The organism is Stenotrophomonas sp. TWI1151, from assembly GCF_039673135.1.
In the GTDB taxonomy this organism is placed as follows: Bacteria; Pseudomonadota; Gammaproteobacteria; order Xanthomonadales; family Xanthomonadaceae; genus Stenotrophomonas.
The window spans coordinates 138,468-151,162 of sequence record NZ_JBDJLA010000003.1 but is presented as its reverse complement, the minus strand read 5'-3'; the positions used below and the strand labels follow the sequence as shown (position 1 = coordinate 151,162).

Below are 12,695 nucleotides of genomic sequence, written 5' to 3'. Positions count from 1 at the left end.
GGACGGGGGGTGGTTAATAACCACCCCCGTCCCTGTTACTGTCTGATCGCATGAGCACCTACCACCTGCAAGCCGTCTTCCGCCCGCAGTCGGTCGCCGTGATCGGCGGCAGCCCACGTGAACGCTCCGCTGGCCGCGCAGTGATGCGCAATCTGCGCGGCACCGGCTTCACCGGCAAGGTGGCCTGGATCAATCCGCGTTACAGCGAGATCGACGGCATCCGCACCGTGAAGCGGCTCAAGGATCTGGACTGGGTGCCCGAGCTGGTGGTGATCACCGCCCCGGCCAGCATCGTGCCGCAGGTGGTGGCCACGGCCGCCGAGCGCGGTGTCAGCGCGGCGATCATTCTGACGGCCAACCTGGGCGAAGGCCCGGGCTCGCTGGCCGCGCAGGTGGAGGCCGCCGCCCGGCCCAAGGGCCTGCGTATTCTCGGCCCGCACTGCCTGGGCGTGATCGCGCCGCATGCACGCTTGAACGCCAGCATCGCCGCGCACTTCCCGCAGGCCGGCGATCTGGCCCTGATCTCCGAATCCAGTGCGATTGCCGCGGCCCTGGTGGAGTGGGGCGTGGCGCGCTCGGTCGGTTTCTCCGCCGTGGTCTCGCTCGGCGACACCCTGGATGTCGACTTCGGCGATCTGCTCGATTACTTCGCCACCGATTACCGCACCCGCGCGATCCTGCTGTACGTCGAGCACATCCGCGATGCGCGCAAGTTCATGTCCGCCGCGCGTGCCGCTGCGCGCGCCAAGCCGGTGGTGGTGGTCAAATCCGGCCGCCACATCCGCATCAATCCCGATGCCGATACCCACGTGCAGGCGCTGGCCAGCGCCGATGCGGTGTACGGTGCGGCATTCAACCGTGCGGGCCTGCTGCGCGTCAGCGCGCTGGATGAGCTGTTCACCGCGGCCGAAACACTGGGCCGGCTCGGCACCTTCCCGGGCCGTCGCCTGGCGATCCTGAGCAACGGCGGTGGGGTGGGGCGGCTGGCGGTGGACCAGCTGCTGGCCCTGCGCGGCAGCCTGGCCGAGCTGTCGCCGGCCACCGTCGCACAACTCGATGCGGTGCTGCCGCAAGGCTGGTCGCGCAGCAATCCGGTCGACATCGTGGTCGATGCCGATGGCGACCGCTACGCCGCGGCGATCGAAGCGCTGATGTCCGATACCGAGAACGACGCCGTGCTGGTGGTCAACGTGCCGACCGCGTTCACCTCCTCGGCCGATGCCGCGCAGGCCCTGACCCGCACGCTCGGCCTGCGCCCGCGCCACCACCGCGACAAGCCGGTGTTCGCGGTGTGGCTGGGCAACGACGATCGTGCCACCGCCACGCTCAATGCCGCGCGCGTGCCGACCTACCCGACCGAAGCGGAGGCCGTGCGCGGCTTCCAGCATCTGGTGCGCTACCGCGACGCGCAGGCCGCGTTGATGGAAACCCCGCCCAGCCTGCCCGAGGATTTCGTGGTCGATACCGCCGGGGCGCGCGCGCTGGTGGAGACCGCACTGGCCGCCGGCCAGCAGTGGCTGGACCCGATCGCCACCCACCAGCTGCTCAGCGCCTACGGCATTCCGTCCGCGCCGGTGATGCAGGCCCGTGATGCCCACGAGGCGATGGACCTGGCCCAGCCATTGCTGGAGCAGGGCGCCACGGTGGCGATCAAAGTGTTCTCGGCCGACATCCCGCACAAGTCCGATGTCGACGGCGTGCGTCTGAACCTCGGTACCCTGCAATCCGTGCATGCGGCGGCGACCTCGATCATCGCGCGCGCGCATGAAAAGCGGCCCGATGCGCGTATCGATGGCGTGCTGGTGCAGCCGACCATCGTGCGGCCCAAGGCGCGCGAGTTGATCGCGGGTATTGCCGATGACCCGACCTTCGGCCCGGTGATCGTATTCGGCCGTGGCGGCACTGCGGTCGAAGTGATCGACGACAAGGCGATCGCTCTGCCACCGCTGGACCTGCGCCTGTCGCATGAACTGATCGGCCGCACGCGGGTCTCACGCATCCTCAAGGCGTACCGCGATGTTCCGGCCGCCGACGAACGCGCGGTTGCGCTGATCCTGGTCAAGCTCGCCCAGCTTGCCGCCGACATCCCCGAGATCCGCACGCTCGACATCAATCCGCTGCTGGCCGACCGCGACGGGGTGATTGCACTCGATGCGCGCGTGGCGATCGAACCGTCGCGCAAACTGCACAAGGGCCGCGGCCACCCCCGTTTCGCGGTGTTTCCGTACCCGAAGGAGTGGGAGCGCACCATCACCCTGTCCGACGGCGCCCCCGCCTTTGTACGCCCGGTCCGCCCCGAGGACGACGCGCTGTTCCGTGCCTTCTTCGCGCGCGTCACCGATGACGACCTGCGGCTGCGCTTCTTCCAGTCGGTGAAGCACTTCAGCCACGAGTTCATCGCGCGCCTGACCCAGCTCGACTACGCGCGTTCCATCGCGCTGGTGGCCATCGACCCGCGCAGCGGCGACATGCTCGGCGCGGTGCGCCTGCACGCCGATGCGGACTACGACCGTGGCGAGTACGGCATCCTGATCCGCTCCGACCTCAAGGGCCACGGCATCGGTTGGCGGTTGATGGCGATCATGATCGAGTACGCGCAATGGCTGGGCCTGAACATCATCGAAGGCCAGGTGCTGCGCGAGAACAGCACCATGCTGGCGATGTGCCAGAGCCTGGGCTTCAAGACCCGGCTCGACCCGGACGATTCGACGGTGATGGTGGTGACCCTGCCGGTGCAGGACGTACAGGTGCCGCAGGCGCCCGATCCTGCAACGCACTGAGCCGATCGCGGTACGGCGCGTGCACGTGGGCGGGGCGACAATACGGGATGACCGACCGCCTCCCCCTGCTGCTGCTCCCCGGCCTGCTCAACGACGCTGAACTCTGGCGTGCGCAGATCGCCGACCTGTCCGATATCGCCGACTGCATCGTGGGCGACCAGACCCGCGGCGAGACGATGCAGGCCGTGGTCGATGACGTGCTGGCGCAGGCACCGGCGCGCTTTGCCCTGGCCGGTTTCTCCCTCGGCGGTTTCGTCGCCCAGCAGATTCTGCGCACCGCGCCGGAGCGGGTGCTGCGGCTGGCCCTGATCGACACCTCGATCCATGCCGACTCGCCCGAGCGCGCCGCGCAACGGAGTACGCAGCAGGCAAGCGTGCGTCTGCCCGGAAAATTCCACGGCTTCGGTGACACGTTGATGCGCAGCTACATCGATGCCTCGCGGCTGGATGACGATGTGCTGGTGCAGCGCGTACGCGACATGACCGCGCGGCTGGGCGCGGAGGTGTTCCTGCGCCAGAGCGCACTGGACCGGGTGGATGGCCATGACGTGCTGGCCGGATACCGCGATCCGCTGTTGATCGTATGCGGTGCGAACGACCGCATCACCCCGCTGGCGATCAGCGAGGCGATGCATGCGCTGGTGCCGGATTCAACCCTGGTGGTGCTGCCCGATTGTGGCCATCTGGTCCCGATGGAGAAGCCCGACGAGGTCAGCGCGGCACTGCGCGCGTGGTTGCAGGGGTAGGTGCCGACCGTTGGTCGGCATGCCCACCACGCCCGACCAACGGTCGGGCGCTACCGGTCAATCCCAGGCTGGCGCAATCGCCTCAGGGTTCGCCAGGCGATGCCCGCGATCCAGCGTGGCGATCTGCGCCATGTCCTCATCGCTCAAGCGCAGATCGGCGGCCAATAGGTTGCCGGCGAGGTTGTCGCGCTTGGTCGAGGACGGAATCACCGCAAAGCCCTGCTGCAACGCCCACGCCAACGCGATCTGGGCCGGGGTGGCCTGGTGGCGCACGGCGATGGCCTGGATCACCGGGTCCTTGAGCACTTCGCCGTAGGCCAGGCTCATGTAGGCGGTGACAGCGATGCCCTGTTCCTTCAGGAACGCGATCAGCGCGCGGTTCTGCAGGTAGGGGTGGACTTCGATCTGGTTGGTCGCGATCGCATCGGCACCGAGGATCTCGATGGCCTGGCGGGTCTGGGCGATGGTGAAGTTGGAGATGCCGATCTGGCGGGTCAGGCCCTGCGACTTGGCCTCGGCCAGTGCACCGAGATACTCGACCATCGGCACCGCATCCTTCGGCGACGGCCAGTGGATCAAGGTCAGCTCGACGTGGTCGGTGCGTAGCTTGCGCAGGCTCTCGCGCAGGCTCTCCAGCAGCGCGTCGTGGTGGAAGTTGGCGATCCAGATCTTGGTGGTCAGGAACAGAGCTTCGCGCGCCACGCCGGACTCGGCGATGGCCTGGCCGACCTCGGCTTCGTTCTCGTAGATCTGTGCGGTATCGATGGCGCGGTAGCCGACGTCCAGTGCGTTGCGCACCGAGTCGATCACGGTCTGGCCCTTCAGGCGGAAGGTGCCGAGGCCGAAGGCGGGAATGCTCATGGAAACTCCTTCATGGGGTGAGGTGCAGGCTACGCCGTGCACCGTAAAGCGACGGTAGAGCCGACCGTTGGTCGGCTGTGGTTGCGTAGAACGAATCGTTGCTCGGCTGTCAGGTAGAGCCGACCGTTGGTCGGCTGTCAGGTAGAGCCGACCGTTGGTCGGCTGCTGTCACGGGTCCGCGACCGGGATCCCTCAATGCGCACTCACGGCGATGCCTTCGGCGCGGTCGGCCACCCCATCGCGGCGGTCCAGGCGGCCGCTCAACGCGGTCAGGCCAAAGGCGCCCATCACCACCAGCGCGCCCAGCCACGGGGTATGCATCAGGCCGAAGTGGTCGACCACCAGGCCCCCCAGCGAAGCACCGAGCGCGATGCCGACGTTGAAGGCGGCGATGTTCAGGCCCGACGCCACGTCGGCGGCCTGCGGGGCGAACCGCTGTGCCTGCTTGACCACGTACACCTGCAGGCCCGGCACGTTGCCGAACGCCACCGCACCCAGCGCGAGCACGGTCAGCAGCACCAACCAGGTGTTGTAGGCGGTGAAGGTAAGCAAGAACAGCACGGCGGCCAGCAACGCGAAGATCAGCTTCAGGGCCGGGATCGGGCCGCGGCGGTCGGCCAGGCGGCCGCCCCACAGGTTGCCGATCGCCACCGACACGCCGTAGACCAGCAGCACGCCACTGACCGCATTGGCCGAGAAACCGGTCACGTCCTGCAGGATCGAGGCCAGGTAGGTGAAGGAGAGGAAGGTGCCGCCGTAGCCGAGTGCGGTGATCGCATACACCAGCAGCAGGCGCGGCTGTGCGAGCACGGCGAGCTGCTGGCCGAACGTGGCCGGCGCGCTGCGCTGCAGGTTGCGCGGCACGAACAGCAGGCTGCCGATCAGCGCGATCACGCCGAGCGCGGCCACGGCCAGGAAGGTGGCCCGCCAGCCCAGGTGCTGGCCGATGAAGGTGCCCAGCGGCACGCCGGTGACCAGCGCCACGGTGAGGCCGGTGAACATGATCGCGATCGCGCTGGCGGCCTTTTCCTTGGGCACCACCGAGGTGGCGATGATCGAGCCGATCGAGAAGAACACACCGTGCGCCAGGCCGGTCAGCACGCGCGCCACGATCAGCGAGCCGTAGCCCGGAGCCATCCAGGCGATCACATTGCCGAGGGTGAACAGCAGCATCAGCGCGACCAGCAGGGTCTTGCGTGGCACCCGGCCGGTCAGCGCGGTGAGCACCGGCGCACCGACCGCCACGCCAAGCGCATACAGCGACACCAGCAGGCCGGCCGAGGGCAGGGTGACGCCGAGGTCGGCGGCGATCGTCGGGATCAGGCCGACGATGACGAATTCAGTCGTGCCGATGGCGTACGCACCCAGCGTCAACGCCAACAAGGCCAAGGGGATACCACGGGACATGGACGGATACCGGTGGGGAGTGAGGCTGCGCAGTCTGCGCGCCGCACTCTTGCGGAAAAAGCGGCCTTCACGCCAATCACTGTTGCTCCATGGTCAATAATGGAGCGTCTCCGCCGGGCCGCCGCCATGAAAACCACCCTCGATGAAATGCAGGCCTTCATCGCCGTGATCGACAGCGGGTCGATCACCGCCGCCGCCGAACAGCTGGGCCAGACCACCTCCGGGGTCAGCCGCGCGCTGGGTCGGCTGGAAGAAAAGCTCGGCACCACCCTGCTCACGCGGACGACCCGTCGCCTGCAGCTGACCGAGGAGGGCGACGCTTTCCTGGCCCAGGCCCGCGCGATCGTGGCCTCGGTGGAAGCGGCCGAAGAGCAGATCGCCGCACGCCGTCAGCGACCGGCCGGGCGCCTGCGCGTGGATGCGGCGATGCCGTTCGTCCTGCACGTGATCGCCCCGCTGGTGGCCAGCTACCGCGCGCGCTATCCCGAGGTGGCGCTGGAGCTCAACAGCAGCGAGCGCTACATCGATCTGCTGGAGCGGCGCACCGATGTGGCCATCCGTATCGGGCCATTGGCCGATTCCACCCTGCATGCGCGGCCGCTGGCCCACAGCCGGCTGCGCGTGATGGCCAGCCCGGCGTATCTGGAGCAGCACGGCACCCCGCGCGACGTGGCGGCACTGACCGAGCACACCCTGCTCGGCTTCAACGAGCCTGACTCGCTCAACCACTGGCCGCTGCCCGGCGCGACCGACGCGCTGCTGCACGTGCGCCCGGCGGTGGCGGTCTCCAGCGGCGAAACACTGCGCCGGCTGGCGCTGGAAGGGGTCGGGATCGTCAGCCTGTCTGATTTCATGACCCACCGTGACCGCGAAGCCGGCGCCCTGGTGCAGGTGCTGCCGGATATCACCGTGGAGGTCCGCCAGCCGATCCACGCCGTGTACTACCGCAACACGGCGGTCTCGGCGCGGATCAGCTCCTTCCTCGATCACCTGGCCGAGGCCATGGTGGGTACCCCTTACGTCCGGTAGTACCGGCCGCTGGCCGGCTCCCTCGCGATGCCCACTGCGTGCGGTTGCCGGCCAGCGGCCGGCACTACGGCTGCATCACGCCGCGCGCGCCAATCCGGTCACCGCACCGCGCCCGGCATCCAGCACGAACACATCCACCGCCGCGTTCAGGGCCAGCGCCTGCTCTTCCATGCTGCGCGCTGCCGCCGAAGCTTCTTCCACCAGCGCTGCGTTCTGCTGCGTGGTCTCGTCCATCTGCACCACCGTCTGGTTGACCTGCTCGATCCCGGCGGACTGTTCCTGCGAGGCCGCTGCGATGTCGGCCATGATGTCGGTGACGCGCTGCACACTGCCGACGATCTCGCCCATGGTCTGCCCGGCCTGCTGCACCAGTGCGGCACCGCTGTCGACATCGGCGACGGATTGATCGATCAGCCCCTTGATCTCCTTGGCCGCGCTGGCCGAGCGCTGCGCCAGCGTGCGCACTTCGCTGGCGACCACCGCAAAGCCGCGGCCCTGCTCGCCGGCGCGCGCCGCTTCCACGGCAGCGTTGAGCGCCAGGATGTTGGTCTGGAACGCGATGCCGTCGATGACGCTGATGATCTCGGCGATCTGCCGCGACGAGGCCTGGATCGCCCCCATCGTCGTGACCACCTGGCCGACCACCTCACCGCCTTGCGAGGCGACCGAGGCGGCGTTGAGCGAAAGCTGGTTGGCCTGGCGCGCGTGCTCGGCGTTCTGGCGCACGGTGGAGGTGAGTTCCTCCATCGAGGCGGCGGTTTCTTCCAGGTTGGCGGCCTGCTGTTCGGTACGGCGCGACAGGTCGCTGTTGCCCGCGGCGATCTCGCCGGCGGCGGTCTGGATCGATTGCGCGGCGTGCTTGATGTCGCCGACGATGGTGGTCAGCTGACCGGTGGTACGCGCCATGTCATCGCGCATGCGCGCGAACACCCCGTGGAAGTCGCCGCGCATGCGCGCGCTGAGATCACCCCCGGCGATCGCCTGCAGCACGCGCGAGACCTCGCCCAGATCCTGCTCGGTGGTCTGCATCAGGCGGTTGAGACCGCCGACCATCTCGCCGAAGTCGTGCTGGTAGCGTGCCTCATCGCCGCGCTGGCTGAAATCGCCCACGGCCGCTGCCGCCGCCAATCGTTTGATCTCGGCATTGATGGCACCGAGGTTGGCCTTGGCGGTATCCAGCGCCTGGGTGATCACCGCCTTCTCGCCGGGCAGGCGTTCCATGTCCACCGATAGATCACCGACCGCGTAGTGGCCCATGATCTCGATCGCCCGCAGCTTCACCTGGATGTGGTTGGCGACCAGGGTGTTGGTGTCGCTGACCATCTGCCCATAGCCGCCCGGGAATGCCGTGGCGTCCATGCGGTAGCTGATCTCACCGGCGTCGTGGCGCTGCGCCATCGTCGCCTGCGCGGCCAGCACGCCCTTCAGGGTCTGGGTAACCTCGCGCATCGCGGTGCCAAGGCGACCGATCTCATCGCCGCTGCGCACCACCACCACATGCTCCAGATCGCCGCGTGCCACCGCGCGGGCTGCGGCTTCGACCGCGACCACCGGGGCGATCACCGCGCGCCGCAGCCACAGGGTGAGCACGGCCAGCAGCACCAGCGCCGCCAGCGCCGTGACCATGGCCGAGGCGACCAGCGCGGCGCGGGCGCGCTCGGCCGTTGCACCGGTCTCGTACTCGGCTCGTTCGCTGGCGCGCGCGGCCAAGGCATCCAGCGTGGCGCCCACGGCGCGGTCGGCGCCGCGCACCAGCGCGTCGCCGGCCTGGGTGTCATAGCCACTGGCCGCGAATGCCTCCAACGCGCCGCGGTAGCGGGCCTCCAATGCGCGGTGCTCGGCCAGGAACCGGTTGGCCAGCGTGCGTGTCTGTTCATCGCGGCTGGTCGCCAGCGTGCCGGCCAGGGCTTCAATGCGGCGTCCTTCCGCATCGAACGCCGCCAGGTGGCGCTCGCGCAGCGCATCATCGGCGCCCCGGATCAAGACGTTCTTCCACTCCTGCACCTGCAGCCGGAACTCGCGCTGCAGCAGCTCGGCCTGCGCTTTGCGGGCGACCTCGACGGGCACCTCGGCCGACAGGTTCCGCCAGGCCGACCCCAGCCCGGCCAGGGCCGCCAGCACGATGATGACCAGGCCGAGCGACAGCGCGCCCAGCAGTTTGAATTGAAGACTCAGGGCGCGTGGACGCGCCGGTGCGGAGGACGTCATGGGAAATGAAAAGTGGGGAAGGGCAATGCGGTATCGGTCTGCCTAAAGCAGGCTGAAGTGCGACGCCAATCACGGTTACCGTTCCATTAAACGTTGTGACGATGGCGTGTAGATTAATTGTGGTGGCATATGGAACGAAACAGGACTGGACACGCAACCAATATGTAACTAATGTAGTTACATGAAATCCAGCAACCAGTTCTCAGACGCCTTGCACGTGATGGCCCATCTGGTCGGCCAGGACGGTCCGCGCACCTCCGAGCAGCTCGCCACCTGCCTGCCGACCCATCCCGTGGTGATCCGCCGTCTGCTGTCGGCCCTGAACAAAGGCGGCCTGGTGACCACCGTGCGTGGCCACGGGGGTGGCGCCCAACTCGCCCGGGAGCCGGCGCAGATCACCCTGCACGACGTGTATGTCGCCATCGGTGCGCCCGCCCTGCTGCACACCGGCGCGCGCGAGACCGGGCGCGGCTGCCCGGTGCAGCGCGTGGTCAACGAGGCGCTGGACGACAGTTACCGCCAGGCCCAGGCGCTGCTCGAGGCCCGCCTGCGTGACACCACCCTGGCCACGCTGGGCGAGGCATTCGCCCGCCACCTGGCCCACCATGCTGCAGGAGTTCCCCATGAGGTTTGATGCGATTGTCGTCGGCGGCAGCTTCGCCGGCCTGTCCGCTGCCCTGATCCTGGCGCGTGCGCGCCGCGAGATCCTGGTGATCGACAGCGGCCTGCCCCGCAACCGCTTCGCCGCCCATTCCCAGGGCGTGCTGGGCCAGGATGGCATCGCCGGTGCCGAGCTGCTGCGCAACGCCAAGGCGCAGCTGTTGGACTACCCGACGGTGCGCTGGGTCAACGATACGGTCAGCACGGCCGAGCCGACCGTGGATGGTTTCGTGGTCGGCACCGCGAACGGTGACACCTGGGCCACGCGCAAGCTGCTGCTGGCCACCGGCATCGCCGATGAACTGCCCGAACTGCCCGGCCTGGCCGAGCGCTGGGGCCACAGCGTGGTGCACTGCCCGTACTGCCATGGCTATGAAATCGGCGGCGGCGCGATCGGCCTGCTGGGCGGGCATGAGAAATCCGCGACGATGGCCGCGTTGCTCGCGGACTGGGGCAACGTCACCCTGTTCGCGCACGGCATGACACTGGCACCGGAAGAACGCGCTGCCCTGCAGCACCGCGGGGTCAGCATCGAGCACGAGGCCGTGATCGGTCTCGAAGGCGAGGCACCGGCGCTGAGCGCTGCCGTGCTCGCCGATGGCCGCCGGGTTGAACTGCGCGCGCTGTTCGTCACCGCGCGCCAGCACATGGCGACACCCCTGGTGGAACAGCTGGGCTGCGTGCTGGAGAACAGCCCGATCGGCGTGCTGGTCCAGGTCGACCCGGGCAAGCAGACCAGCGTGCCCGGCATCTATGCCGCAGGCGATGCAACGCTGGTCGGCAACATCAGCCTGGCCAGTGCCGAAGGCGTGCGCGCCGGCGTCAGCCTGCACCACGCGCTGGTCGCCGAAGACAGCCGGGCCAGCCGATAAGGCGAGGGCGCTCGGCCGGGCCGGAAACCGAGCGCCCACCCCACACGGAAACAGCCGCCCTGCGGCGGCTGTCCGTCATACATGGCGGTGGGCTCAGGCCTGTTCGGCGCTCGCCGCATCCAGCTGCTGCACATCCTGCGCCGACAGCGCGACCTTCGCGGCGGCCAGCACATCGTGCAACTGCTCGACACTGGTGGCGCTGACGATCGGCGCGGTGATGCCTGGACGGGCGATCAACCACGCGATCGCGATCTGCGACGGGCTCACGCCATGCGTGCTGGCGATGTCGTCCAGTGCGCCCAGGATGCGCAGGCCACGCGGATTGACGTACTTGTCCACCACGCTCTGGCCGCGCGCGCTGCTCTTGCCCGCATCGGCGGCACTGCGGTACTTGCCGCTGAGGAAGCCGCTGGCCAGCGAGTAGTAGCTGATCACGCCGAGCTGCGCTTCGCGCACTACCGCTTCCAGCCCGGCTTCGTAACCGGCGCGGTCGTACAGGTTGTACTCCGGCTGCAGCGTTTCATAGCGCGGCAGTTTGTAGTCGGCCGAGACCCTCAAGGCATTGCGCAGGCGCTCGGCGCTGTAGTTGGAGGCACCGATCGCGCGCACCTTGCCCTGTTCGATCAGGCGACCGAAGGCGGCCAGCGTGGATTCCAGCGGGGTGGATTCATCATCTTCGTGCGCCTGGTACAGATCGATCACGTCGGTCTGCAGGCGGCGCAGCGAATCCTCCACGGCGGCGGTGATGTTGTCGGCCGACAGGCCCGGGTGTTCGGACCACTTGGCCACCTTGGTCGCCAGCACCACCTTGTCACGCTTGCCGCTGTGCTTGAACCAGCGGCCCAGAATGGTTTCCGACTCGCCCCCCTGGTTACCGGGCACCCATGCCGAATAGACATCGGCGGTATCGACCAGGTTGAAGCCGGCCTCGACGAAGGCATCGAGCAGGGCGAAGGAGGTCTTCTCGTCCGCACTCCAGCCGAAGACATTGCCGCCGAAGGCGATGGGGGCGACATGGAGGCCGGAACGACCGAGTTCGCGCGTAGCAGTCATGGGTGATGTTCTCCCTGGGAATCGTTTCCACAGGATACGGCCGGGGGGGTGACAGCGTTGCGGCAGCAGGCACAAAACAGTGTTCTGGATTGCTGCGTCGCACTAACGCTTTGTGAACACCTGTGCACGCTTGGCTGCTAGTCTCGCCGCATCCCGTTACTGGAAGCCCCGCCGATGAAAGCCCGTTCGTTGACCTGTGCCTGCCTGTTCACTGTCTCCACCCTGATGCTTGCCGCGCCCGCGATGGCGATCAAGCCCGCCGGCCCGAACGCGCAGGTCGCGATCACCCCGGCCGTGCAGAAGGCCGTGCAGGACAGCCGCCGCGATCCGGCCAACGTCAAACGCGATGCCTACCGCCATCCGGCGCAGACGCTGTCGTTCTTCGGTGTCGCGCCGGGCCAGACCGTCATCGAAGTCACTCCGGGCAGCGGCTGGTATTCGGAAATCCTGGCGCCGCTGCTGCACGACAAGGGCCAGTACGTGGCCGCCGTGGTCGACCCGATGGCCGTGGCGGAGGGACGTGGCCGCGACTACCAGCAGCGCAGCCGCGATGGGCTGGACAAGAAATTCGCCGGCAACGCTGCCGTGTTCGGCAAGAGCCGTGTGGTGGCTTACGACCCGAAGGCCCCGGTGTTCGGCCCGGCCAACTCGGCGGACGTGGTGCTGACCTTCCGCAACGTGCATAACTGGCGCAGCAGCGGCCAGGCCGAAGGCATGTTCAAGGGCTTCTTCTCGGTGCTCAAGCCGGGCGGCGTGCTCGGCGTGGTGGAACACCGTGCCAAGGCCGATGTACCGGCAGACGACAAGACCGGTTACGTGGGCCAGCAGCAGGTGATCGCGATGGCCAAGGCCGCCGGTTTCGAACTGGCCGGCAGCAGCGAGATCAACACCAACCCGCGCGACACCAAGGATTATCCGAACGGCGTGTGGACGCTGCCGCCGACCAACCAGCATGACGCGGCCGATGAGGCCAAGTACCAGGCGATCGGCGAAAGCGACCGCATGACGCTGCGCTTCGTGAAGCCGGGCAAGTAAGACACCGCGCGCGGGCCATGGCCTGCGCGTCCTGGTCGAGATGA

The 12,695-nt window shown here is 68.2% G+C and carries 10 protein-coding genes; 6 read left to right on the top strand and 4 right to left on the bottom strand.

Going from position 1 to position 12,695, the window contains the following annotated elements:
- Nucleotides 1-50 precede the first annotated feature (50 nt).
- Both ABE422_RS06495 and ABE422_RS06490 read left to right on the top strand, forming a co-directional pair.
- Nucleotides 51-2,780 carry a bifunctional acetate--CoA ligase family protein/GNAT family N-acetyltransferase gene (locus ABE422_RS06495; protein ID WP_313219320.1) on the top strand — a complete coding sequence of 910 codons (2,730 nt, stop codon included), beginning with the start codon at nucleotides 51-53 and terminating at the stop codon, nucleotides 2,778-2,780.
- 47 nt (nucleotides 2,781-2,827) lie between these two features.
- Nucleotides 2,828-3,526 carry an alpha/beta hydrolase gene (locus ABE422_RS06490; RefSeq protein WP_346482694.1) on the top strand — a complete coding sequence of 233 codons (699 nt, stop codon included), beginning with the start codon at nucleotides 2,828-2,830 and terminating at the stop codon, nucleotides 3,524-3,526.
- A 57-nt stretch (nucleotides 3,527-3,583) separates the two neighbouring features.
- Here the strand turns inward: ABE422_RS06490 and dkgB are convergent, their stop codons facing one another.
- On the bottom strand, nucleotides 3,584-4,387 hold the full coding sequence (gene dkgB, locus ABE422_RS06485) for a 2,5-didehydrogluconate reductase DkgB (RefSeq protein WP_346482693.1): 804 nt from the start codon (nucleotides 4,385-4,387) through the stop codon (nucleotides 3,584-3,586).
- 192 nt (nucleotides 4,388-4,579) lie between these two features.
- A complete protein-coding gene (locus ABE422_RS06480; RefSeq protein ID WP_313219325.1) occupies nucleotides 4,580-5,794 on the bottom strand; it encodes an MFS transporter in 1,215 nt (404 codons plus the stop codon).
- Nucleotides 5,795-5,920: 126 nt separating this feature from the next.
- On the opposite strand from ABE422_RS06480, the gene ABE422_RS06475 reads away from it, so the two are divergent.
- Nucleotides 5,921-6,823 (top strand): LysR family transcriptional regulator, encoded by a 903-nt coding sequence (locus ABE422_RS06475; RefSeq protein ID WP_102788681.1) that lies wholly within the window; start codon nucleotides 5,921-5,923, stop codon nucleotides 6,821-6,823.
- Between the two features lie 75 nt (nucleotides 6,824-6,898).
- Here ABE422_RS06475 and ABE422_RS06470 read toward each other — a convergent pair whose 3' ends face one another.
- Nucleotides 6,899-9,031 carry a methyl-accepting chemotaxis protein gene (locus ABE422_RS06470; protein WP_346482692.1) on the bottom strand — a complete coding sequence of 711 codons (2,133 nt, stop codon included), beginning with the start codon at nucleotides 9,029-9,031 and terminating at the stop codon, nucleotides 6,899-6,901.
- A 181-nt stretch (nucleotides 9,032-9,212) separates the two neighbouring features.
- On the opposite strand from ABE422_RS06470, the gene ABE422_RS06465 reads away from it, so the two are divergent.
- Both ABE422_RS06465 and ABE422_RS06460 read left to right on the top strand, forming a co-directional pair.
- Complete coding sequence (locus tag ABE422_RS06465) at nucleotides 9,213-9,665, top strand: Rrf2 family transcriptional regulator (protein ID WP_313209459.1); 453 nt, start codon at nucleotides 9,213-9,215, stop codon at nucleotides 9,663-9,665.
- Nucleotides 9,655-10,563, top strand: coding sequence for an NAD(P)/FAD-dependent oxidoreductase (locus tag ABE422_RS06460; RefSeq protein WP_313209457.1), 909 nt, complete (start codon nucleotides 9,655-9,657; stop codon nucleotides 10,561-10,563). Before ABE422_RS06465 ends, ABE422_RS06460 begins: the two co-directional genes overlap by 11 nt.
- A gap of 93 nt (nucleotides 10,564-10,656) precedes the next feature.
- Here ABE422_RS06460 and ABE422_RS06455 read toward each other — a convergent pair whose 3' ends face one another.
- On the bottom strand, nucleotides 10,657-11,616 hold the full coding sequence (locus ABE422_RS06455; RefSeq protein WP_346482691.1) for an aldo/keto reductase: 960 nt from the start codon (nucleotides 11,614-11,616) through the stop codon (nucleotides 10,657-10,659).
- A 225-nt stretch (nucleotides 11,617-11,841) separates the two neighbouring features.
- On the opposite strand from ABE422_RS06455, the gene ABE422_RS06450 reads away from it, so the two are divergent.
- Complete coding sequence (locus ABE422_RS06450; RefSeq protein ID WP_313219763.1) at nucleotides 11,842-12,651, top strand: methyltransferase; 810 nt, start codon at nucleotides 11,842-11,844, stop codon at nucleotides 12,649-12,651.
- The last annotated feature ends 44 nt before the right edge of the window (nucleotides 12,652-12,695 follow it).